Origin of the sequence: Brucella sp. NBRC 113783, from assembly GCF_040372265.1 — a bacterium.
Classification (GTDB): Bacteria; Pseudomonadota; Alphaproteobacteria; order Rhizobiales; family Rhizobiaceae; genus Brucella; species Brucella teleogrylli.
Genome location: NZ_BAABRX010000003.1, coordinates 349,267 through 373,215, shown reverse-complemented (window position 1 = coordinate 373,215; position 23,949 = coordinate 349,267). Strand labels below are relative to the sequence as shown.

Below are 23,949 nucleotides of genomic sequence, written 5' to 3'. Positions count from 1 at the left end.
GTTCAAACCAGCATTGCAAGGCAGCGCTTTTTCAGATCAGCCAATATGGACGCGCTGCGGTCGCGCGGACGCGGTAGTCCGACATCGAACACATCACGCACCCGACCGGGATTAGGCTCCATGATCAAAACCCGGTCAGCGAGATAAAGTGCTTCTTCCACATCATGCGTGACGATAATGATGGAGACCTTGTTCTTCTCCCAGATAGACAAAAGTTCATCTTGAAGACGCATCCGCAGGATGGAATCCAAGGCACCGAAAGGTTCATCCATAAGCAGAATATCGGGTTCTTGCGCCAGCGCTCTGGCTATCGCCGCGCGCTGCGCCATCCCGCCTGAAAGCTGCTTCGGATAGGCCTTCGCATAGTCACTGAGACCAACGAGCGCGAGGTAATGCTGTACTCTTTCGCGCTTGGATGCGGGCGGAAGATCAGACTTGTCGAAAGCCAACTCGACATTGCCCTCGATAGTTAGCCACGGGTACAAGCGATGATCCTGAAAGACCATACCTGTTTTCGCCGGAACCGTTGTGGTTGAAACGCCACGTGTAATTGACCCACGATAGTCGCCATCCAGTCCGATAATCAGCCGCAGCAACGTGGACTTTCCGCAGCCAGACGCACCGACAATGGATATGATCTCGTTGTGCCCGACCTGAAAATTGATATCCCTCAACACCGGGCGAGGTGCGCCATCCAGAACAAAGGACTTGCTGACATGTTCGATTGAAAGGGCGTTCGTCAATTCTCTGAGCTCCAGGGCGATATAATCGATGTGACATGGCGAATGATGGACGCGAGCAAGACGCCGCCCGTTGCCAGGGTGAAGACGCCGACAATCACAATGTCCATGCGAAACTGGTCGCGCGCGCTGGCAATGTAGCTGCCCAATCCACGACCATTTCCAATGGCGTATTCCGCACCGACAGTTCCGATCCAGGCCGATAGAGCGGCAATCTGCAAACCAACATAGATATTCGGAAGCGCCGACGGCAGGCAAAGCCGGCGAATGCGGGTCCAGCGCCGCAAATTCAATGTATCAGCGACTTCAATCAACGAGGACGGCACCTGCCGCACACCCTGCTCTGTTGCAAGAAAGAGCGGGAAAAATGTCGAGAGAGCGGTAAACACAAGTTTGGTGCCCTCACCATTTCCAAACCATGCCGTCAGCAGTGGTATCCAGGCAAAGAGCGCAACCTGACGCACGGCATGAATAGACGGTGCAAGCGCCAAACCGGCCCAGCGGTAGCTGCCAACAACATAGCCGAGTGCAAGCCCAGCAATGCACCCGATAGTGCCACCGATCATCACGCGAACAATGCTTGCCAAAAGCCCCGCCCACAATTCGCGCCCCGAAGGGTCAAAGAACGGCGCCTCCAGCACCTGCAAGGGATGAATGGCCATGGGGCCAGTGATCAGCCCTGCGGATACACCACCCCACCAAACGGCGACCGCCACAAGCGGCACCACTGTGCCACGAGGAATCCGCAAAGCGGAACGTTCAGCCTTAGACATGACTACCCTTCCGCATCAGCGCTTCCGCCCGCTTCAGGAGAAGGTCGAGGGCAAAGCCGACAACGCCCACAACGATCATGCCAACAATAACGATATCGAGCTGGAAAAGCGTGCGGCCCCAAACCATCATGTAACCAAGCCCGTCAGTGCCCGCGAGCATTTCCACAACGATCAGGGAAACAAATGCCTGACTGAGCGAAAGCCGGACGCCGCTCGCGATATAGGGCGCCATGGCCGGGATCGTCAGCTTGAAAAACCGGGTACGCGCACGGAGGCCGAGAATGTCGGCAACCTCGTTGAACCCTTTAGGAATGTTCCTTGCTCCTTCGGCAGTACTGATAGCCATGGGCACGAAACAGGCTTTGGAAAGGATGATGATCTTCACGCTTTCTTCGATGCCGAATAGTAGGATCAGTATTGGCAGCCACCCAAGTGAGGGTACTGCGGCAAGCGCTCTGAAGCTTGGTCCCAGATAGGCCTCTACGATTTTAGATTTCCCAATCAGGAAACCGAACGCCAAGCCGAGAGATGCTCCAATCAGAAAACCCTCGGCAATGCGTTGGAAGCTGACGATGGCGGCAGAGAATATGTCGCCATCCGCCAGAAGATCCAGAAAGGTGTTAAAGACCCAATCCGGACGTGGAAGTACCTGCGGCGAAACCCAGCTGTTGGCCGACGCGGCCCACCAGAGAACTAGCAAGCAGACCGGCCCGGTCAAGACCAGAACTGAGCTTTTGATGAGAAACTGCAGTTTCGCCAGTCGCTCGTCTTTCATTCTCCGGGAGACGCTAAAGTCGGCTCCAGCTTCCAACGTCGCCATCAGCTTTCTCCGATCAGTTCAGAAGTTCACCCGTTGCGGAACGATCAGGCCACAACGACTGAAGGTTCAATGTCTTGACAGCATTGTCCACGTAGCTTCTATCGACCCATGTATCGAGATCGATATCATGCCTAATGAGCTTCTGCTGCTTGTCGAAGTCGATGCCGCTGCGATAACGCGCCGCAAAGAACCCATAGAGACGCGGATTGTATTTCTTACCAAGCTCGCCGCCTTCATTGGACTTGCGAATGACCTCTATTGGCGACCCTGCCCGCGACCAGATACTGAATGCCTCTTCCCGGTTTTTGTCATCCGACAGCCATTGCGCGGCTTTGACAAAGCCCGTCACGACTTTCTGCGTTGCTTCCGGATAGGCTTTACGGAACTTATCGGTGACGAGGAATGCGCCGAAACCGTCACCGGTCGCGCCAACCGCAGAGGATTTGTAGAAGATCTTGGCCAGACCTTTATCCTCAAGTGGAAGCAGGAAGTCTGCACCGAATACGGCATCGACGCTCTTTGCTGCAATAGCCGCAAGCTGGTCCGCATTTTTCAGATCGACGATGGTGATATCTTTTTCAGATAAGCCAGCATTCTTCAAAGCGGTAATCAACGCCCAGTGAATGATGGTTGCCTTCTGGATGGCGACTTTTTTGCCCTTCAAGTCGGCAATCGTTTTGATGTCGAGGTCCGGCCTGGACGCACCAAAGATCGTGGTGCCGCCATAGGACGCCAGAATGACGGTATCGAGACCATTGGCCTTCCCAATAATATTGGGAACCGCACCATAGGACGCAAAGTCCAGTTGACCGTTAGACAGCGCTTCGTTGATCGCTGGACCCGTTCCCGTGAAATAGGTAAACTCGATCTTGGTGGGAGTTCCCTTGAATTCATCCGCGATGAAGCCTTTGGCGTCCGCTATCGCCTGAAGGCCGACGCCGAACGGCGTACCAAAGCCGAAGCCCACATCACCGAAACGAATAGTTGCTGGTGCATCCTCGGCCAGCGTAGGAGCAGCCGCGGCGGTTATAACGCCGACCGCCAGCAGGAAGGTCGATAAAAATCGTCTCATAAATTTCTCCAGTCAGGGTATGATTTTTCCGGTCTCGAATATCCGGTAACTCCAGTCGCCAGCCGTTCCGCGCGGCTTGGCATTTTTCCATCCCATCTCTCGACGGAAACTGCCCATCACGCCACGCGCAATCAGCTCGCTCTCGGTCGCGCCTTCAATCGCCTCGGAAAGCGGTGATACGTAGAGCGCGTCGGTTGGGCAGAAAAGCTCGCACAGGAAGCAGGTCTGGCAGTCCGACTGGCGCACGATGATGGGCGCGCTGTCGGGAACCGCATCGAACACATTGTCCGGGCAGGCGTCGACACACAGGTCGCATTTGATGCAGCGATCTTCACTGACGATCTCTATCATGACGCTGCCCTCACTCGATTATCCGTCTCAAACGAAGCCCAGATGTTTTCAATGCCCCCGGAGTCAATTGGCTTTGCCATATTCGGGTTCGTCTCCGGAAAATCTGTGCGGCGCTGCAAGCCACGGCTTTCCTTGCGTAACAGCGCACTTTGGGTCGCCCATCGGGCAGTCGCAATAAGCGCTTCGACCTCTCGCACCTTTGTCGTGCGGTGCAATCGCCAACTTTCGTCACGCCAAAGCGAGGCCAGTTTTTCGGACACTACCGACAACCGATCATGGTTTCGGAAGAACCCACCATCCAGCGGAAGAACCTGCTGCTTAACGTCGTTCAAAACTGCATCGACATCGCGGGTCGCATGATCTGCCCGTTCTCTCAATTGACCACTGGCGGAACGCACTTCCCTGTCGCGCCAGTTCGCGCCCAGCGATTGAACGAACTTCGTGGCATCCTCGCCAGCCCAGGAACCTGTCGCCATCGCCCAGCTGGAGTTTGGGCCGCCGCCACCGCTGGACGCGCCCGACATTCCCTGCCGGGTTGCCGCGTCTCCGGCAGCAAACAAGCCGGGGATCGTTGTCGTTGCGCGACCGTCGATCTTGAGACCACCGGTGCCGCGAACCGTCCCTTCGTGGCGAAGGGTAATTGGAAAGCGCTCAGTGAAGGGATTGATCCCCATGCGATCAAACGGCACAAAGATATTCGGCTGGCCGCGACGAAATCCTTCTTGCAAACGCGGTGGCGCTTTATCCAGAACGGCGTAGACCGGTCCCTTGATCAACATGCGCGCGACAACGCTCTGGCGGTCACCTAACGAGGAAAGTTCATTGCCCTGCTCGTCGCTGAAAGTGCCCCAGAAATACACCACGCCTTTCGTAACGCTTGAATAGGCTGGCGAAATACCGAATTGGGCGGAAAACTCCATGCCTGAAAGAACAGCACCAGCTTCCGCGGCCATGAGATAACCATCGCCGGTGAGGTTGTTCGTGCCAAGCGCGCCGCTGCGAAACGCGCAGCCGCCTGTCGCAATGACCACCGCGCCAGCGCGGATGTGCAGCAACTCACCCGACCGCCGATATCGCGCTATTGCACCTGCAACCGCACCGTCGGACACAAGCAATTCTTCTATCGGGCAATGATCGATAACCCGCACGTGCACCTTGATCAGCTTCTGTCGCATGAACCGCAAATAGTCCGGACCGCGCAGCATTCCGCGATAGGGCCTGCCATCCTCGTAAGTTGGAAAATTGTAGCCCCATTGGGCGAGCAGATCGAGGTTCTCGACAGTCCGGTCAAGCACGCGCTCAATACGTTCGTGTTCCGCGAGGCCCTGCCCGAGCCGCACCCTTTGGGCAACGGTCGCGCTCCGTTCGGCGGTGCCGCGATGGGTGTATATCGTGGTGGTATTGCCTGCCGCCGTGGCGCCGCTGGTGCCGACATAACCCTTTTCGACAAGGACGACGCTCGCGCCCCTGGCCGCTGCATTCCATGCGGCCCAGCACCCGGCTGGTCCCCCTCCGATCACAAGCACGTCCGCTGATATTTCTACTGTATCTATATTCATGGTCTCTCACATTCGCGAAAAACCTATAATTTATATAGAATTTATCAAGGAAGGTCTGATTGGCGTCAGGGAGGTGGGTTAAAATAGTTTTCCATAATGATAAAACGCGCCGCAAAGACTTAAAGGTCTGCGGCGCGAAACTGAAATATTAGGCAGCGGATCGTGGTCGTGTCGGGATTTGCCTTAAAGCACCATTTTTGGCATGCCCTCGGGCCTGAGATAGCGCCTCAGAGCCGCGATACGGAAGATGGCGTTCACGGCCCCATAACCCTTGTAGCCACGCCGTTGCACGACTTCGAAGAAGAAGCCCTGATCGTCTGTCGGACTGTACAATTGAAAATATTCGCCGGTTTCATCGCGATCATAAAGAACATTGGCTGCTTTCAACTGGTCCGTAAAATCCGGATCAAGCCCAAGTCGCGCTTCAAGATCGTCATAGTAGTTGGGCGAAATCTCCAGCGTGTGGAAACCGTTGGCTTTTAGCGCGGCAGCGGTTGCAAAGATATCGTCGGTCGCGAAGGCCAGATGCTGAATGCCGGAACCAAAGGTTTCGGCAATGAAGCGGCCAGCCAGTGTGCGCCGGTTTTCAGCGCCATTGAGCGTGATGCGCAGCGATCCGCTGTCATTTTCAACGACCTGACTGCGCACGACACCAGCCGGATCGACAATGTCGACCATAGGCGATTTTCGCGATTCCGTGAGGGATGTATAGAACAAAAGCCAGGTCAGAAGTTCGTCGAACTTCATCGTCTGCGCCACATGGTCGATATGGGTGAGGCCCACGCCCTGGAAGTTGCTGGTCTCCGCGACAGGTTCGAACTCAATGTCGAAGATACGGGCAAGATCGGTCTTTTCATCAAGGAAATAAATAAGACCGCCCCCAACACCGCGTATTGCTGGCATGCCAATTTCGCCCGGATCGAGCGGCTGTTCGAATGGCTCTGCGCCCAAGGCAATCGCGCGTGCTTGCGCCGCCGCAGCATCATCGACAACGAGGCCCATGGCATAGGCTGTTGTCCCGTGCACCGCATAAGCGGAGCTTGCGAAGCCGCGTATATCAGTGTTGACGACCAGATTGATGTCGCCTTGACGATAGAGCACGACGTCCTTGCTACGATGCTTGCCCGCGAGCTGAAAACCCAAAGCGCCGAGCACCGATGCTAGTTTATCGGCACTTTCGGCATGCGCGGTAAATTCGATGAACCCAACCCGATCCACTTTGGCTCTCGCGGGCATTTCGGTCACCGTCAGCCGGTTTTCCGGCTCCACACGACGGACCTGATCGCCGAGATAGATTAGCGAGCGACGGCCATCGGCGGCGATAGACGCGGGCAATCCGCCTCGGAACTGATCATTGAAAATCTCCAGCGAGAAATAGCCGTCATAACCGGTGGCGGCCACGGCGCGCATGAAATCCAGAACCGGCAAATCGCCCTCGCCCGGCATGTTGCGATAATGACGGCTCCAGTAGAGCAGATCCATATCGATCAGCGGCGCGTCGGCCATCTGAACGATGAAGAGTTTTTCCTTTGGAATGGAGCGTATCGAATTCACGTCGATCTTGCGCGCCAGCGTGTGGAAACTATCAAGGATCAGGCCAACATTGGGATGATCTGCGCGACGCACAATCTCCCAGGCATCGCGATGATCATTAATGTGGCGACCCCAGGCAAGCGCCTCGTAACCCACGCGCAAATCGCGGCGGGCGGCACGTTCGCCAAGCTCGCGGAAATCATCGGCTGCCCGATCAATCCCACCCATAGCAACCGGCGATATATTCGAGCACACCAGTACGAGGTCTGTACCAAGTTCCTGCATCAGATCGAACTTGCGCTCGGCCCGGTCGAACGTACGGCTGCGCAATGGTTCAGGCATGCCTTCAAAATCGCGGAACGGCTGGAACAGAGTGATTTCCAGTCCCAGATCGCGTGCCATACGTCCCACCTGACGCGGACTTTCGTCAAAGGTGAGAAAGTCGTTCTCGAAAATCTCGACACCGTCGAAGCCAGCTTTGGCAATGGCTTCGAGTTTCTGTGGCAGATCACCACTGATCGAAACCGTTGCTATCGAAGTTTTCATGAGAGACTCTCCTGGTCCGGTTTACCGTATATCCGCGTTTAAAGGGTTGGTGCTACTATCGGCGCTTTTGGATTATCAAGCTCGACATGTCCGCCAAGGAACAGCTGCCCCACGCGCGGGTCTGCTAGAAGCTTTGCGGCTTCGTCGTGCATCCGCGTTTGCCCGAGCTCGAGAACCAGACCGTAATCCGACATGGCAAGTGCTGCCTTGGCGTTCTGCTCGACCATCAGGATGGTGACGCCCTGATCACGCAGGCGAATGAGTGTTTGAAACACCTCTTGAACGAGATTGGGTGACAGACCGATGGACGGCTCATCGATCAAAATGAGTTTGGGATCAAGCAAAAGAGCACGGGCGACCTCCAACTGCTTCTGTTGGCCGCCGGACAGCTCGACTGCCTTGCGATCACGGAACTGTCGCAGCATAGGAAACTGGTCCATGACCTGTTCGATACGGGCGCGGACCTTGGCAGGATCGGGCGATGTGATGCCCCCAAGTTCAAGATTGTGGTAGACGGAAAGCTGCGGCACGACATTGCGCCCTTGCGGCACATAGGTCACGCCGTTGGCGATCATCTGGCGCGGCGTATTGCGGGTGACGTCTTTTCCGTCCAGCAGGATTTGCCCCGAATGGATGTTCAGGAGGCCAAAGATCGCCTTGAATACGGTCGATTTACCGGCTCCATTAGGCCCAATCACGGTCGTGATGGTGCCCTTTGGAATGGAGAAAGACACGCCGTTCAAAATGGTGATCTTGCCATAGCCGCCGTGAAGGTCTTTGAGTTCAAGCATATGTCATCCTCCCAGATAAGCGTCGATAACCATCTGGTTTGCCCGGATTTCTTCGGGTTTGCCTTCAGCAATGATACGGCCTTCCGCCAGCACAATAATGCGCGTGCAAAGGCTCATGACGAACTCCATATTGTGTTCGATGACCACGAAAGTCGTTCCATGTTCGGCATTATAGGCGACCAAACGATCTTTGAGATTGGCAAGCATCGTCAGATTGACGCCGCCAGCCGGTTCATCGAGCAGAACAAGACTAGGGCCTGCCATGAAAGCCATCGCCGCATCGACCAGCTTTTGCTGGCCATAAGAAAGCGACCCCGCCAATTCATCACGCAGATGGTTGAGACGGAAGAACGAAATCATCTGTTCCGCTTCTTCGGTCAGTCCGGCATCGCCCGGTCCAAACAGCCGGGAAACCATGGTTCCCTTGTGTTCCTGACCTGCCAGAATGATGTTCTCAAGCACGGACATCTTCGGGAAGACGGAAAGCTGCTGGAAAGTGCGTCCGACGCCAAGCTTGCTGAGGTCGGATGCCCGCATGCCGGAAACGTTCTTGCCATTGACCTGCACTTCACCGCCATTGGGCTGAAGCTGGCCAAGAATGCAATTGAACAGCGTCGACTTGCCGGAGCCGTTCGGTCCGATCAGTCCGAGTATCTCGCCCTGATTGACGTCGAAGGACACATCGCGAACGGCGTGAATGCCGCCGAAACGCTTCTCGATATTGCGTATGGAAAGTACAGGACTGCTCATTTCAGCCGCGCTCCTTCGCTCATGTCACCGCGCACCTGACGCTTCGGCCAGAATTTTTCGCGGAACTTGCCCCACACTCCGATCAAACCCGAAGGCACGAAGACCAGCATGACAATCACAAGTACCGAGTAAATGATCAGATAGTAGCCTTCGGTGAAGCGAAGTACTTCCGGCAGCAGAATAACGACTGCGGCTCCGATGAAGGGGCCGAAGAAGAAGCCTGCGCCACCCACAACGACCATCAGCAAAATGCGCAGTGAATGGACGAGACCAAAGGAACCCGGCTCGATAAACTGAACCAGCGGTGTGATCAGTGATCCGGCAAGCCCGCCATAGACCGAGCCGATGGCAAACGCCAGAAGCGTGATGCGACGTGTATCAACGCCAAGGCTTTCAGCGCGGATCGGGTTCTCGCGCAGAGCTTTAAAGGCGCGTCCCCAAGGGGAACGCACAATACCCCACATGATCAACGCGGCTATGATCGTCACGCCAAGCGTAAAATAGTAGAATGGCATCTGCTTGGTCGTTGCGAAAAGACCAAGATCAGGACGCGGCATGCCGACAAGACCGTAATTCCCGCCGGTCAACCATTCTTCGTTGCGCAACACCAGAAAGACCAGAGTGTTGAAGGCAAGCGTCACAAAGGCCAGAAAGTGTCCTTTGACGCGCAAGGCTGGATATCCCAGCACAAGGCCGACAATGAAACACAGGACGAGGCCGAGCGGCATTGCCAGAAACCAGTGCCATCCGGCCAGTGTCAGAAGCGCCGTCGTATAGGCGCCAATCGCCATGAAGGAAGCCTGCGCCAGTGAGATCTGACCTGCATAACCAAGCGTCAGGTTAAGCCCCATCGCGGCAATCGAGAAGATCAGCCAGGATGTCAGCACGTAGATGATATAGTTGCCCTGCCCAATCGGTGCGAGCATTGATAAGAGCAACAATATGGCAATAGAAATAATGCGTTTATGTGCGGTCATCACACGGTCCTCCCCTCGGAAGTGCCCATGATGCCCTGTGGCCGCACGAGGATGATCACGATCAACAGTACCAGCGGCAGCGCCGCGCGATATTGCGCAGTAACATAAGCCGCCGTGAGATTATCGAGAACGCCGATCAGCAATCCGCCAACGAGTGCACCACGGATCTGGTTGAAACCGCCGACGATGGCCGCGATGAAGGCGATAAGGCCAAGCGTTTCGCCATTGGAGAATTTCGCAAGATAGACGGGGCTGATCAGATAGGACGCAAGCGCCGCCAGAGCCGCATTGATCAGAAACGTATAGAGGATCATGCGCTTGACATTGACGCCGAGGATTTCAGCCACCGCCGGATTTTGCGCTGTTGCCTGCATGCAGCGCCCCGTACGTGTCCGGTTGAGGAACAATGTCAGCAAAACGACAATACCCAGCGACAATCCCAGATTGAGCATGTCTCGCAGCGAAAGGACCGCGCCGAAAACATCAATGGGATCGTTCGGGAACATTGACGGGAACGGTTGCGCTTCTGCCGAATAGAACTCTTTCACGCTCTCTTTCAGCAAGATGCCCAAAACCATCGTTGCGATGATCAGCGTGATACCCCCATGGGGCAGAATGGGTTCAACGATCAGCTTCTTGAACAGAAGCCCAAGCACGATCAAGGCGACCACAAGCCCGATGAGCAAAGCAGGCCAGAACGGCACGCCGAAAATGGTCATTGCCGCCAGAACGAAGAAGGCCGGCAGCATCACGAATTCACCCTGAGCGAAGTTCACGGTCTGGGCTGCTTGCCAAACCAGCGTGAAACCAATCGCAACAAGTGCGTAAATGGAGCCGGTCGCAAGACCGGATAACAAAACCTGTAGAAACTGGGACATGACTTTACCCGTCTGAGGCGGCAGCCAGGCCGCCGCCTCTGCTGAAAGGATTGATCAGTTTGCCGGAACAGTACCAATGACCGTCGGCACACCGTCCTTCACCTGAACCATGAAGCTTGGGCGGGACATTTCTCCGCGGTCATCCCAGCAGGTGTCGAGAAGCACTTTCGGATAATCAGCCGCCTTCAGGCAAAGACCATGCATCTTTTCAGCAAATGCTTCCCCGTCGAGCTTGCCCACCATGTCGGTGACATATTTGGTGGTCCAGACGCCGACATAGCCCTTGAGCGCGTCATGCGTTGGCTTGCGCTTGTAGGCTTCTTCGAACTTCTTGGAGAATTCGCCGATACCCGGCACCTCGGTTGCGGCAGCGGTGATGCCGACATGCGCGATAGCACCGTCAGCCGCACCACCGGCAAGCTCAACCACCTTGGCTTCCGTCAGCGTCACTTCGCCAACCAGAGGCATTTTCAGGCCCTGCTTCTTGGCTTCGATCAGAAACCGCGCAGACTCTTCTTGGTTCATGTAGACGAAGATCGCCTCGGGATTGGCCTGCTTCAGTTTGGCAACGTCGGCGGCGTAATCGGTTTGCGCCTGCTCGGAGGCAACGTCGGCAATGATTTCGATCCCCGCCTTCTTCATTTCCTCAACGAAAACGTCATGGCCACCCTTGCCGAATTCGTTGTTGAGCCACGCGACACCGACCTTCTTCGCCTTCAGCGTGTCGGTGAAGTAGGACGTCAGTGCTGGAACGCCCTTCTGAGCGCCGGTCGAGGTGCGGAACACGAACGGGTTGCCCTTTTCGACAATGCTCGGCGATTCAGAACCGACGAATTGCGGAATGCTGTTCTGCTGGGCAACCAGCATATTGACCATGGTTGAGCCGGAATAGATCGTGCCGAGAATGGCATAAGCGCCGTCGTCGATGGCCTTCTGCACCAATGCGCGCGAGACCTGCGGATCGGTCTGGGTATCATATTCACCCAGTTCGACCTTCTTGCCGAGAATGCCCCCGTCAGCATTGACTTCGTCGATTGCGATCTTGATGCCATCGCGCCAGTTCGTGCCTGCCGGAGCACCCGGACCGGACAGTTCGACCACCATGCCGAGCTTGACCACGTCTTCCGCCTGTGCAGCTCCAACAGTCGCGAATATCGCCGTCGACAGCGCCAGAAGTTTCTTACGATAATGCATTTTAGTTCCTCCCCTTAAGTTCATAGAGATCAAGATATAGGGATAAGCCTACCCTTTCGTGGACGTCGGCAACGGAGCGCGACCGCTATGGTGCAGATGCCCGTATTGACCAGTCAGAAAATCCGCCAGGACCTCCGCCTGCGCATCGAACATTCCAGCACCAATCATCGTCTGGCAGCCCCGTTTTCTAGCTTCCTCAATAAATGGCGATACGTGCGGTTTGGTAATCACGCAAGCAGCAAACTGCTCTGAACGCAACTTTGTTACGTTTACCGGTAAGGGATCGTTCGATTTCAAGCCCATCGGTGTCGCATTTGCAATCAAATCGAACCCGGATGGGTCGTCGCTCCCCATAGCGACCTTACCCGTATAACAAGCATCAAGCTTGCGGATCACAGAATCACGTTTCTCTCCGTCAACATCGTGAATAGCGAGGCGGGCGGCACCCCGCCTCAGCATTTCCAGCCCAATGGCCGTTCCCGCACCGCCGCACCCGACGAGAAGCACAGTTTTCCCCTGGACATCGAACCCTTCCCGCTCAATCCCGTTGAGAAAGCCGACCCCATCCGTATTGTCGCCATACCAACCATTTTCGACCCGTCGAACGACATTGACCGCCTCAATGCAAACCGCATTGTCCGTTAGCCCTGTGCAGAGCTGAAAGGCCTGCTGCTTATGCGGTATCGTCACCAGCAAGCCGCCGACGTTATCGACCTCTGTTAATGTGCTGAAAACGGCAGACAGACCGGATGATGAGACATGGAATGGAACAACAACCGCATTTTCACCGCGCGCCCGAAACAGTTCCGTCATGATTTCTGGCGAACGCACCTGTTCAATGGGGTCGCCCACCACAGGGAAAAGACGAGTTGCTCCATTAGGAAACGGCTTCAAGTCTTTCAAATGTCGGGCATTATCGTCATGCGTCATTTCTGTACTGATCCCGGTCTGCGCGCTCGTTCTTGCGTCCTTCCATGATCAGCTTAGCGAATGGTAGAGATAATATCGCCTACCAAATCAATAGCAATCCATAACATCATGTTAATTCACACGCTTCAGTCTTTACGACTGGATGAACTCACAGCATTCATCTCCTGACGCAACACATCAATGAAATGTTCGGCGTAGACGGAAAGCGGCAGATCGTTGCGGTAGGCGATGTAAGTATGAAAGGCGCTCTCGGCGTCAATTGGAATGCTCTTCAGCCCCCGTACCACGCCATGCGCGACGGTAAACTCGTCGATGATTGCAATGCCGAGCCCTGCCGCCACCAGACTGCACACGGTCGTTCCAAAACGGGCTTTGATATTCATGCGATAATCGAGGCCTGCATTGGTGAACATTGCCGCCATGATTGCTCCATATGGATCTTTCGGATTAATGCCGATCAGCGGAAATTCCGACATTTCCTCCGGCGTTATCTTTTCCCTCGAAGCCAGCGGATTTGCTTCCGGCACAATGCAAAGCAATCGGCCCTTCGCAAGCGGCTCGAACTTGATCAGCGGATGCTCGAAGCGCGATGATATTGCAACGATCTCACCGCGCCCTAACAGAAGATAATCAACGGCTTCTTCGATTTTGAGAATGTTCAGGTCGAGGATGAGGTCGCTGTAACGCTCCCGTACCTTTGCCACAGCACGCGGCACCATGACATTGGCGATGCTCGGCACGGAAGCCACGCAAAGCTCCTGCGCTTTGCCTTTGCTTAAATCTGCAACAGCCGATTGCAGGTCGTCGATTTTCCGATGCACCGTATCCAACAAATCGAAGATGTTGCGGGCCTGCGACGTTGGAACATAGCGCCCGCCACGACGATCAAAAAGCCGGATGCCAAGCGAATCTTCCGAATATTTCATCAGCCTGCTGATGCCCGGAGCGGAGACATTCAAGAGCTTGGCCGCGCCGGCAATCGTCCCGGTCACCATGATGGCCCGGATCACTTCGATTTGTCGCAATGTCAGCATTTGTTTCCCGCCTGTTTATTCGTTACGCAGGCATATTCAACAAATGTAGCCGGAATTGCCACAGCTTCCTACAAAACCCATAGAATCCTTAAGTCACCGACGGGATCATGACATTCGAACGAAGCAGCTAAGGCATATTCTTCATCATTTCCGGGCTCATCGGCATCATGTTCTCATTGAGGTGATGCATAACCCAAAGTGATCCAGCCAGTGCGATGCCGACAATGATGAGTGTAAAGATCAGCGCCATCAGCGTCCACCCGCCTTCGGAGCGGGGGCTCATGTGCAAGAAATAGACCATGTGAACAACAATCTGGACAGCGCCAATGCCCATGACCAGCATGGCAGTCAACTGCCTGCTGGCGAAGACATCGCCCATGACGAGCCAGAATGGGATGGCGGTGAGAATAACCGACAGGACAAAACCCGTCATGTATCCGCCAAAGGTCGCATGGACTTCATCCGCGCCCGACCCATGATTGTCGTGATGGCCCGATTGGGCTCCATGGTGCTCGCCTTGTACGCTCATCCCAGAACTCCCAACAAATATACAAAGGAGAATACGCCAATCCATATAACGTCGAGAAAATGCCAGAACATCGAAAGGCACATCAATCGTCTGCGGTTCTCGACAATCAGGCCATGACGTACGACCTGCAACATCAGCGTGACCAACCAGATGATGCCGAAGGTGACGTGCAGTCCGTGGGTGCCAACGAGCGTGAAAAATGAGGATAGGAATGCCGAACGGCCCGGCCCGGCGCCTTCGCGAATAAGATGGCTGAATTCATAAATTTCGATTGCAAGAAACAATGCGCCGAAAATACCGGTAATGCCCAACCAGAACAGCGTTGCCGTCTTGTCATCGCGCTGCATCTGCAACATGGCGAAACCATATGTGATGGATGACAGGAGCAGCATTGCAGTGTTGATAGCCACCAGATTAAGGTCAAACAGGTCTGCCGGCGACGGTCCGGCAGCGTAGTTGCGACCAAGCACGCCATAGGTAGCAAAGAGAACAGCAAAGATCAGGCAGTCGCTCATCAGATAGAGCCAGAAGCCCAGCATGGTGCTGTTTTCCGGATGATGCTCTTCCGTCAGATAAAACTGCGGCTTCTCGGTTTGGTCCAGATGTGTTTCTGTCATGGTGCGACCTGTTCAGCGAGAAGTTTTGAACGTGCATCTTCTGTCGCCGTCACCGCTTCAGCGGGGATATAGAAGTCACGCTTATAATTGAATGTGTGCCCGATCGCGGCGAACAGCAAAGCAACGAAAGACACAATCGCCAGCCACCAGATGTACCAGATCAAGGCAACCGCAAGAACGACGCTCAACCCGGCAAGAACTACGCCAGCACCCGTATTGAGCGGCATATGGATGGGGCGATAGCCAGTAAGCGGGCGCTCGTAGCCGCGATTTTTCATGTCATACCAGCTGTCGTGATCATGCACGACAGGGGTGAAAGCAAAGTTATAGTCCGGCGGCGGTGATGATGTTGACCACTCAAGCGTCCGTCCGCCCCATGGATCGCCAGTCAGATCGCGCAGTTGTTCCCGCTTCAAATAGCTGACCACCAGCTGAATGAGAAAGGATGCAATGCCGAGCGCAATCAGAAACGCTCCAAAGGCAGCCAGAACAAACCATATCTGCAACGATGGATCTTCAAACTGGCTGACGCGGCGCGTAACGCCTTTAAGGCCCAGAACGTAGAGCGGCATGAAGGCAAAGAGAAAGCCGATCTGCCAGAACCAGAAGCTCATGGTACCCCAGAATGGATCGAGCTTGTATCCGAAGGCCTTAGGCCACCAGTAGACCAGTCCCGCCATCAGCCCGAAGACAACGCCACCAATAATCACATTATGAAAATGCGCAATGAGAAAGAGCGAATTATGCAACACGAAATCCGCAGGTGGAATGGCGAGCATCACGCCAGTCATGCCGCCGATCACGAATGTCACCATGAATCCCAACGTCCATAGCATTGGCACTTCATAGCGTATGCGTCCACGATACATCGTGAAGAGCCAGTTGAACATCTTCGCGCCCGTGGGGATGGAGATGATCATCGTCGTTATGCCGAAGAACGCATTGACAGACGCGCCCGACCCCATGGTGAAGAAGTGATGCAGCCACACGAGATAGGAGAGGATCATGATAACGCAGGTCGCATAGACCATTGAAGCGTAACCGAACAGGCGCTTGCCGCAGAATGTCGCCACCACCTCGGAGAAAATGCCGAATGCAGGCAGAACGAGAATGTAGACTTCCGGGTGCCCCCATATCCAGATGAGGTTGATATACATCATCGGATTGCCACCAAGATCGTTGGTGAAGAAGTTTGTCCCTACATAACGGTCCAGGGATAGCAGTGCGAGCGTTGCAGTGAGAATGGGGAACGTTGCCACAATGAGAATGTTGGTGCACAAAGACGTCCAGGTGAATATCGGCATCTTCATGAACGACATGCCCGGCGCGCGCATCTTGACGATTGTGGCTATCAAATTGATGCCCGACAGGGTAGTGCCGACCCCCGCAACCTGCAAGCCCCATATATAATAATCGACCCCGACATCGGGACTGTAATCAATACCGGACAAGGGTGGATAAGCCAGCCAGCCCGTGCGGGCAAACTCTCCAACAAAAAGCGACATCATGATAATGATTGCGCCGCCGGTCGTCATCCAGAATGAGAAATTATTGAGAAACGGAAAAGACACGTCCCGCGCGCCGATCTGAAGCGGCACCACATAGTTCATCAGGCCCGTCACAAATGGCATGGCCATGAAGAAGATCATGATCACGCCATGGGCGGTAAATATCTGATCGTAGTGATGGGGCGGCAGATAGCCCTCATAACCATTAAAGGCAATAGCCTGCTGGATACGCATCATGATCGCATCCGCAAAGCCACGCAAAAGCATGACCAAGGCCAGAACGACATACATGATGCCGATCTTCTTGTGGTCCACGCTGGTGAACCACTCGTGCCAGAGATAACCCCACAGCTTGAAATAGGTAATCAAACCCACAATGGCGATCCCGCCAATTGCTACCACGATGAAGGTCAGCAGAAGGATGGGTTCGTGATAGGGTATCGCCTCAACAGAGAGACGCCCGAAAATCATACTCGTAGGACTGTTTCCGCCAATCATGATAGAACATTCCCGAAGTTATATTCACGCGATCATCGCGTTTTCAATGTTTGGACCTGAGTACTCGTCTAATCTCTACCGTAGTTTCACACCCAACTTTTTCACGCGATCGAACTGATCCAGCTTCATGGCATGTTGTGCATGTCATGCCCCTGTTCCTGATGGGTGTCCGGAGTGGTCTGAACGTCTGTCGCCGCAGATTGAGCTTGGTCACGGCTATATCGATTGTCGTGTTCAAGCTTGAGCTTGTTTTCCCGACTGTCGATGCCACCACCACCCGTCCGATCAATGTGCATCATGTCGCTCATGCACATCTGGCCGGGACGAACACACATATTCAATATGGCTTGAAAAAGCCCGTTTTCGACTGCGCCAAAATACCGAACGGGCTCCCGGACACTGGGCTTTTCGAGCTTCAAATAGGTATCGCGGTTTAGCGCGGTTCCGTTCTGCTTGACCTGACTGATCCAAGTGTCGAAGCCGGAATCATCGAGACCGTGAAACTGGAAGCGCATATGTGAAAAGCCTTCACCGCTGTAGTTCGATGAGAAACCTTCATATTCACCAGCCTTATTGATCACCGCGTGCAGTCGTGTCTGCATTCCGGGCATAGCGTAAATCATGCCCGCAAGTGCTGGAATATAAAAGGAATTCATTACAGACGAGGCGGTGATCTTGAAATCAATCGGCCTGTCGACGGGGGCCGCCATCTCGTTGACTGTGGCCACACCGTACTCCGGATAGAAGAACAGCCACTTCCAGTCGAGCGCCACAACCTCCACCGTCAGCGGCTTTGTTCCCGCCTCGACCGGTCGTGTGCTGTCTATTCTGTCCAGCGGCCTGAAGGGGTCAAGCTTATGCGTGTTGACCCATGTAATCGCACCCAATGCAATGATAATGAGCAAGGGCGCGGTCCAGATAACCACTTCCAGCGCGGTGGAATGATGCCATTCAGGATCGTATTTAGATGCACTATTGGATTGCCTGTATCGCCACGCAAAGAAAAGCGTGAGGAAAATAACCGGCACAATAATGATCAGCATCAGGATCGTCGATATGACGATAAGGTCCCGCTGCTGGGCTGCAATGTCTCCTGACGGGGACATGACGACCATATTACACCCGGCCAGCCCCAAAAAAAGTGAGGCCAGTATCGTATTTCGTATGAAACTAAAGAATGCGTCCATGTTAAACCCGACCTACATTCTGTTCCTTTAATCATGATAAGGCACAATCGCATTTCGGGAAGACCCATTTTTCAGTTTATGAAATTTTCACGGCAAAGGAGCTTTTAAGCAACTATATCTGCTTTTTTTTTGCCCTGTTCCTTGATATCGTGCCACCGTGCGACATCATAAAGCACATGATACGTTTCCCTCGGAGAGTTTCATGAGTTCGTCCGCCACGCCGACATCGACTGGTCTTGAACAAGACGCGCGACGCATCCACAGCGACGGAAAACCCTTGTCTCCGGGAAACGTCGCCATCGGTGTCGTCATCGGTCGCACATCCGAATTCTTCGATTTTTTCGTTTATGGGCTCGGTTCCATTCTGGTTTTCCCCAAGCTGATTTTCCCGTTCGCGCCTGATGCGGTATCGGCGACATTGATGTCATTTGCCGTCTTCTCGCTCGCATTCATTGCGCGTCCCGTCGGTTCTTTCATCTTCATGTGGATTGACCGCCATTACGGACGAGGAACAAAACTCACGCTCGCCCTCGTTATTTTGGGTGGCTCAACCGCTTCTATCGCGTTCTTGCCCGGCTATGAGACGATCGGTTATTGGGCCGTGTTCCTGCTTGCCCTGTTCCGGTTGGGGCAAGGCTTTGCGCTTGGCGGCGCTTGGGATGGTCTGGCTTCGCTGCTCAGCCTGAGTGCGCCCCAGAATAAACGGGGCTGGTACGCAATGATACCGCAATTGGGAGCGCCCATCGGCTTCGCGCTCGCCAGCATTCTCTTCGCCTATTTCGTACATAATCTCAGCGAAGCAGACTTTCTCGCTTGGGGTTGGCGCTATCCATTCTTCGTTGCCTTCGCGATCAATGTAGTCGCGCTCTTTGCGCGCCTTCGCATCGTTGCGAGCAGTGAATTCGGCGCGGCGATGGAAGCGCAAGAATTGCAGCCGCGACCGGTGTTTGAAATGCTGAGCAAGCATAGCATCGACGTCCTGCTCGGCGCATTCGTGCCGCTGGCAAGCTTTGCCATGTTCCATCTTGTGACGATTTTTCCACTCAGTTGGGTTGTCCTTTCAGGAACGCAGCCGGCAGAACGTTTCCTCTGGGTGCAGGTAGCTGGCGCTGCAATCGGCGTCATCGGCATCATCTTGTCGGGCTTTGTCGCCGATCGCATCGGACGACGCAGCGAATTGATGGTCGGCGCCATCATCATCGCGATATTCAGCTTCTCCGCGCCCTTCCTTCTCGATGCGGGCAGCGCGGGACAAGATGCTTATATCCTGATTGGTTTCGGCGTATTGGGGCTGACATTCGGCCAGTCTTCTGGTGCGGTCTCCTCCCGTTTCACGCAGTATTATCGCTATACCGGTGCGGCACTGACATCGGATCTTGCTTGGCTCGTCGGAGCAGCTTTTGCCCCGCTCGTCGCTCTTGGCCTTGCAAGCAGCCTTGGGATAATTTTCATCGGCGGGTATCTGATATCCGGTGCAATCTGCACGCTGGCTGCCTTGCGCCTGTCGCGGGTATTGGATCACAACTGACGGATATTTCGGCAAGCCAAATCAAGATTGTCTTGCCGAAGATTACTATCGTTTATGCCAACGGCTTATAGGCGATGACGTCCATTTCCACCTTGGCGTCGACCATCAATGGCGATTGCACCGTGGAACGCGCTGGCGGATGGTCGATAAAGTGCTTTTGGAACACAGCATTGAAGCTGGAGAAATCGCGCGCATCATCCAGCCAGACATTCACTCTGACGACATCAGCCAAAGTACAGTCCGCGAGAGCCAGCACGTCCTTGATGTTGGTGATCACCTGCTCGGTCTGGGCAACGATATTGCCCACCACCACCTCACCGTTGAGCGTTGGCACCTGTCCGGAGACATAAACGAAATCGCCGGCCCGAACCGCTTTTGCAAAAGGGCGGCGCTGACCGCCTGCCTGATTGTCAGCCGTCTCGTAACGGATCAGTTTTTCGTTGTTCATATGTCATGCTCCTTATTCAACGATTGAGGTCGCTATCATTCACGCAGCAGATAAGCGTCCGCCCCATTCCGTGAAATCCTGCACCAAATGCCCAGGAGAAACCTCAATATAGTTGCGTTTCGGCGGAACATAATCGAGCGGTCGCAATGGGCTTTTAATTTCTTCGCCAAGTTCCGGGCGCACCAGTCCTCGTGAAGCCGGGTCGGGAATCGGGACGGCCTCTATAAGACGGCGCGTATATGGGTGCTGGGGGTTGCCAAAGATCGCTTCGCGCGGACCAATCTCGACAATTTCGCCGAGATACATCACTGCCACGCGGTGGCTGATCCGTTCCACGACAGCCATGTCATGGCTGATGAAGAGATAGGCAAGATCATGCTGCTCCTGCAAATCAAGCAGGAGATTCGCCACTTGAGCCTTGACCGAAACATCGAGCGCCGACACCGCCTCATCCGCGACGATCAGCTTTGGCTTCAACGCCAAAGCGCGCGCGATGGAAATTCTTTGTCTTTGCCCCCCTGAAAATTCATGCGGAAAGCGGTCTGCAATCGAAGCCGAAAGCCCGACCTGCTCCAGCAGTTCTGCAACCCGCGCCCTCGCTTGGCCTTTGCCCATCATCTTGTGGGCCAGAATGGGTTCGGCAATCGCCGCGCCAATGCGGATGCGCGGGTTGAGCGAGGCAAAAGGGTCCTGGAAAATCATCTGCGCATTGCGCCGCATTTCGCGCAACTGCGACGCGCCAAGCCTGGTCACGTCCTGTCCATCAATGACGATATTTCCAGATGTCGGCTGCAGCAGACGCATGATCGTGCGACCGGTTGTCGATTTCCCGCAACCGGATTCTCCTACCAGTGCCAGTGTCTCTCCAGGGCGAAGGTCGAAAGAAACATCTTCAACGGCGTGAATGCGACCGTTTGGAAGTTCAAACCGAACCACAATATTGGAGGCTTCGAGAAGCGGCGCTCGATCCGCAGGCAGGGGCTTTGTCTGCGCGCCCTCGGCAGCTTGTCCGGTTTTCGGATCGACTGTCGGGAACCGTTTTGGAGCCGTTGCGTCTCCCATGGTTCCCAACCGGGGAATGGAAGCGAGCAGAGATTTTGTGTAAATTTCTCTCGGCGCAGCAAAGAGTTCTTCCGTACGGCCAGTCTCGACCATATCGCCACGGAACATGACCACTGTGCGATCTGCGACCTCTGCAACCACGCCCATATCATGCGTGATGAAGAGAACGGCCATGTTCTCTTCCTGCTGCAGTTCACGAATGAGATGGAGAATTTCGGCCTGAATAGTCACGTCCAGCGCTGTCGTCGGTTCGTCGGCGATCAGAAGCTTTGGGCGGCAGGCAAGCGCCATCGCAATCATCACCCGCTGGCGCATGCCACCGGAAAATTTATGCGGATATTCTTTCAAGCGGGATCGGGCTGCTGGAATGCGAACGCGCTCCATGAGGCGAACGGCTTCCTCTTCGGCCTGCTTCCAGCTCAGTTTTTGATGAAGCACCAAAGCCTCGGCCAATTGATTGCCAATCGTGAAGACGGGATTGAGCGATGTCATCGGTTCCTGAAAGATCATACCGATCAAGCCGCCGCGCACCGAACGCATTTCCGCTTCCGATACTTGCAGAAGATCGCGCCCATCGAGCAGAATTCGGCCTTCTGACTTTGATTTTGCAGGTGGCAGCAATCGCATCGTGGAAAGCGCAGTGACACTTTTCCCCGATCCGCTCTCGCCGACAATGGCAACCGTCTCGCCAGCATTCACATGGAAATTGATATCGCGGATGACGGGCCGCCAACCCTCTGCGGTCTTGAACGATGTCGTGAGGTTCTCCACCAACAAAACCGGGCGGGTATCACTGCTGGACTCTTGATACATGGTCAGCTTTCCTTCGCGAGACGCGGATCAACCAGATCGCGCAGGCCATCGCCGACAAGTTGCAGCGAGAGGACGGAGAAGACGATGGCAAGGCCGGGAAACAACATGAGCCAGGGCGCGTTGTTCATATATTCCCGTCCCGATGCCAACATGGTTCCCCAGGTCGGCATATCCGCCGAAACGCCAACGCCTAAGAACGATAGGCTTGCCTCTGCCAGCATTGCAGATGCGAAGACGAATGTTGCCTGTACCAGAATGGGAGAGGCCAGATTGAGCAGTACGTGACGTAACAATATCTGCCAGGTGGGAAGTCCCAGCGAAATTGCCGCCTCGATATAGGGCATCTCGCGGATCACCAATGTCGAGCCGCGCACGATACGCGCAAGTCGTGGCGCATAGGTGATCCCAAGCGCAATGATGACGGTCATCAACGAAGGGCCAAGTGCTGCAACAAGCGCAATCGCAAGCAGAATATCCGGGAAGGACATCATCGCGTCGAGCAGTCTGGAGATAGGCGTATCCAGCTTGCGAAAATATCCGGCCGTTACGCCGAGTATGACGCCCAGAATGGTCGAGATCATAACCACACCAAGACTGACGAGCAGCGAAACGCGTCCCGCAAAGATCGCGCGCGAGAAAATATCGCGTCCGAATTCATCCGTGCCGAAAATATGCTTCCAGGAAGGGCCCTGAAGCTTGTTCACGATAGAAAGTTTGTTCGGTGCATAAGGTGCAACCCAAGGTGCGAGAATAGCTGCCAGCACCACGGCGAGCAGGATCAGCGCACCGAGCAAGATCGCCCGATTGCCGAACAGACGTCGAAAGCCCGACGCAAAGGGCATGGAGAAAGAAGCGAGCGTCACAGGCGTACCCTCGGATCTACGAGAATATAGAGCATATCGACCACAAAATTGATCAGTACATAGATAGCGGCCACGACCAACAGCGTTCCTTGGATCACCGGATAGTCGCGGCGGAGCACCGCCGACACCACCAGATTTCCAATGCCCGGCAGACCGAATACCGTCTCCGTTACGACGGCACCCGCGACCAGCATCGCGATGGAAAGTCCAATGACGGTGATAATGGGCACAAGCGCATTCTTGAAGGCATGCTTCAGGATCACGCGGCCTTCGGTGGCGCCCTTTGCGCGTGCCGTCCGCACATAGTCATCCCCCAGCACATCAAGCATGGCTGCCCGGGTAAAGCGGGTGATGAGTGCGGAATTGACCACGCCAAGCGCGACGGCGGGCAAGATCAGATGGTGCAATCGTTCCAGAAAGCTAGTGTCGGGACCACCATAACCGGATGCCGGGAACCAGCCATATTGAACCGCGAAAATCTGGATAAGGAGCAAGCCCAACCAGAAACTTGGCACGCTTGCAGCTACCATGGTCAGCACGACCACAGTCTGATCGAAGAAGGTTCCTCGTTTCACGGCTGAGAAAACCCCGACCGGCAAGGCGATCAGCACCGCGATCAATATGGAGAACAGCGTGAGAAAGAATGTCGGCTCCGCACGCGAAGCAAGGGCTTTCGTCACCGGCTGGTTGAGAAAGATGGACTGACCAAGATCGCCTTGGAAAATGCCCAGCACGAACTGGCCGTATTGCACCAGAAGGGGCGCATCCAGCCCCATCCGTGCTCTCAAATCTGCAATGTCCTGCGGGGTCGCGTCAGACCCCAGCATGACGGCAGCGGGATCGCCCGGCGTAACCCGGACAATGACGAATACAACTGTCACGACAAGGGCAAGCACAACGGCCATGCCTATCAAGCGGTGCAACAGTGCCCGGGCGATCCTCGACATG

The 23,949-nt window shown here is 54.9% G+C and carries 23 protein-coding genes; 1 reads left to right on the top strand and 22 read right to left on the bottom strand.

What is annotated here, in order from left to right; genetic code table 11:
* Nucleotides 1–2: 2 nt before the first annotated feature.
* The 18 genes from ABWW11_RS12230 to cyoA form a co-directional block, all read right to left on the bottom strand.
* The gene (locus tag ABWW11_RS12230) at nt 3–743 is read right to left on the bottom strand and encodes an ABC transporter ATP-binding protein (protein ID WP_109365986.1); all 741 of its coding nucleotides are present in this window, start codon (nt 741–743) and stop codon (nt 3–5) included.
* Nucleotides 740–1,513, bottom strand: a complete 774-nt coding sequence (locus tag ABWW11_RS12225; protein WP_235858935.1) for an ABC transporter permease — start codon at nt 1,511–1,513, stop codon at nt 740–742. Before ABWW11_RS12225 ends, ABWW11_RS12230 begins: the two co-directional genes overlap by 4 nt.
* Nucleotides 1,506–2,333, bottom strand: a complete 828-nt coding sequence (locus ABWW11_RS12220) for an ABC transporter permease (RefSeq protein WP_109365987.1) — start codon at nt 2,331–2,333, stop codon at nt 1,506–1,508. The genes ABWW11_RS12225 and ABWW11_RS12220 overlap by 8 nt, the downstream gene beginning before the upstream one ends.
* A 13-nt stretch (nt 2,334–2,346) precedes the next feature.
* Nucleotides 2,347–3,405: an ABC transporter substrate-binding protein gene (locus ABWW11_RS12215; protein WP_319080237.1), complete on the bottom strand. Its 1,059-nt coding sequence runs from the start codon at nt 3,403–3,405 to the stop codon at nt 2,347–2,349.
* A gap of 12 nt (nt 3,406–3,417) precedes the next feature.
* On the bottom strand, nt 3,418–3,756 hold the full coding sequence (locus tag ABWW11_RS12210; RefSeq protein ID WP_109365989.1) for a 4Fe-4S dicluster domain-containing protein: 339 nt from the start codon (nt 3,754–3,756) through the stop codon (nt 3,418–3,420).
* Nucleotides 3,753–5,315 (bottom strand): FAD-dependent oxidoreductase, encoded by a 1,563-nt coding sequence (locus ABWW11_RS12205; RefSeq protein WP_319080238.1) that lies wholly within the window; start codon nt 5,313–5,315, stop codon nt 3,753–3,755. Before ABWW11_RS12205 ends, ABWW11_RS12210 begins: the two co-directional genes overlap by 4 nt.
* A gap of 183 nt (nt 5,316–5,498) precedes the next feature.
* Nucleotides 5,499–7,394, bottom strand: coding sequence for a bifunctional sugar phosphate isomerase/epimerase/4-hydroxyphenylpyruvate dioxygenase family protein (locus ABWW11_RS12200; protein ID WP_109365991.1), 1,896 nt, complete (start codon nt 7,392–7,394; stop codon nt 5,499–5,501).
* 38 nt (nt 7,395–7,432) lie between these two features.
* A complete protein-coding gene (locus ABWW11_RS12195; protein ID WP_109365992.1) occupies nt 7,433–8,185 on the bottom strand; it encodes an ABC transporter ATP-binding protein in 753 nt (250 codons plus the stop codon).
* A gap of 3 nt (nt 8,186–8,188) precedes the next feature.
* Nucleotides 8,189–8,935: an ABC transporter ATP-binding protein gene (locus tag ABWW11_RS12190; protein ID WP_109365993.1), complete on the bottom strand. Its 747-nt coding sequence runs from the start codon at nt 8,933–8,935 to the stop codon at nt 8,189–8,191.
* Nucleotides 8,932–9,912, bottom strand: coding sequence for a branched-chain amino acid ABC transporter permease (locus ABWW11_RS12185; RefSeq protein WP_109365994.1), 981 nt, complete (start codon nt 9,910–9,912; stop codon nt 8,932–8,934). Before ABWW11_RS12185 ends, ABWW11_RS12190 begins: the two co-directional genes overlap by 4 nt.
* Nucleotides 9,912–10,790, bottom strand: a complete 879-nt coding sequence (locus ABWW11_RS12180) for a branched-chain amino acid ABC transporter permease (RefSeq protein WP_109365995.1) — start codon at nt 10,788–10,790, stop codon at nt 9,912–9,914. Before ABWW11_RS12180 ends, ABWW11_RS12185 begins: the two co-directional genes overlap by 1 nt.
* A 54-nt stretch (nt 10,791–10,844) precedes the next feature.
* Nucleotides 10,845–11,984 carry an ABC transporter substrate-binding protein gene (locus ABWW11_RS12175; protein ID WP_124915458.1) on the bottom strand — a complete coding sequence of 380 codons (1,140 nt, stop codon included), beginning with the start codon at nt 11,982–11,984 and terminating at the stop codon, nt 10,845–10,847.
* 48 nt (nt 11,985–12,032) lie between these two features.
* Nucleotides 12,033–12,914 (bottom strand): shikimate dehydrogenase family protein, encoded by an 882-nt coding sequence (locus ABWW11_RS12170; protein ID WP_109365997.1) that lies wholly within the window; start codon nt 12,912–12,914, stop codon nt 12,033–12,035.
* A 125-nt stretch (nt 12,915–13,039) separates the two neighbouring features.
* Nucleotides 13,040–13,948, bottom strand: a complete 909-nt coding sequence (locus ABWW11_RS12165; RefSeq protein ID WP_121537867.1) for a LysR family transcriptional regulator — start codon at nt 13,946–13,948, stop codon at nt 13,040–13,042.
* Nucleotides 13,949–14,075: 127 nt separating this feature from the next.
* On the bottom strand, nt 14,076–14,477 hold the full coding sequence (cyoD, locus tag ABWW11_RS12160) for a cytochrome o ubiquinol oxidase subunit IV (RefSeq protein WP_109365999.1): 402 nt from the start codon (nt 14,475–14,477) through the stop codon (nt 14,076–14,078).
* Nucleotides 14,474–15,094 carry a cytochrome o ubiquinol oxidase subunit III gene (gene cyoC / locus ABWW11_RS12155; protein ID WP_109366000.1) on the bottom strand — a complete coding sequence of 207 codons (621 nt, stop codon included), beginning with the start codon at nt 15,092–15,094 and terminating at the stop codon, nt 14,474–14,476. Before cyoC ends, cyoD begins: the two co-directional genes overlap by 4 nt.
* Nucleotides 15,091–17,100, bottom strand: a complete 2,010-nt coding sequence (cyoB, locus tag ABWW11_RS12150) for a cytochrome o ubiquinol oxidase subunit I (RefSeq protein ID WP_109366001.1) — start codon at nt 17,098–17,100, stop codon at nt 15,091–15,093. Before cyoB ends, cyoC begins: the two co-directional genes overlap by 4 nt.
* A gap of 125 nt (nt 17,101–17,225) precedes the next feature.
* Entirely contained in the window at nt 17,226–18,287 is a 1,062-nt protein-coding gene (gene cyoA, locus ABWW11_RS12145) for a ubiquinol oxidase subunit II (protein ID WP_109366002.1), read from the bottom strand.
* Between the two features lie 202 nt (nt 18,288–18,489).
* Here cyoA and ABWW11_RS12140 point away from each other — a divergent pair, with 202 nt between their 5' ends.
* Nucleotides 18,490–19,815 carry an MFS transporter gene (locus tag ABWW11_RS12140; RefSeq protein WP_109366003.1) on the top strand — a complete coding sequence of 442 codons (1,326 nt, stop codon included), beginning with the start codon at nt 18,490–18,492 and terminating at the stop codon, nt 19,813–19,815.
* Nucleotides 19,816–19,867: 52 nt separating this feature from the next.
* On the opposite strand, the gene ABWW11_RS12135 is transcribed toward ABWW11_RS12140, so the two are convergent.
* Genes ABWW11_RS12135 through ABWW11_RS12120 form a run of 4 tightly spaced genes read right to left on the bottom strand, consistent with a single transcriptional unit; the run spans nt 19,868 to nt 23,948 of the window.
* Entirely contained in the window at nt 19,868–20,263 is a 396-nt protein-coding gene (locus tag ABWW11_RS12135; protein WP_109366004.1) for a RidA family protein, read from the bottom strand.
* 39 nt (nt 20,264–20,302) lie between these two features.
* The gene (locus tag ABWW11_RS12130; protein WP_171317679.1) at nt 20,303–22,138 is read right to left on the bottom strand and encodes an ABC transporter ATP-binding protein; all 1,836 of its coding nucleotides are present in this window, start codon (nt 22,136–22,138) and stop codon (nt 20,303–20,305) included.
* A gap of 2 nt (nt 22,139–22,140) precedes the next feature.
* Nucleotides 22,141–22,980, bottom strand: a complete 840-nt coding sequence (locus tag ABWW11_RS12125) for an ABC transporter permease (protein WP_109366424.1) — start codon at nt 22,978–22,980, stop codon at nt 22,141–22,143.
* Between the two features lie 17 nt (nt 22,981–22,997).
* Nucleotides 22,998–23,948, bottom strand: a complete 951-nt coding sequence (locus tag ABWW11_RS12120) for an ABC transporter permease (RefSeq protein ID WP_371830807.1) — start codon at nt 23,946–23,948, stop codon at nt 22,998–23,000.
* Nucleotide 23,949: the final 1 nt, after the last annotated feature.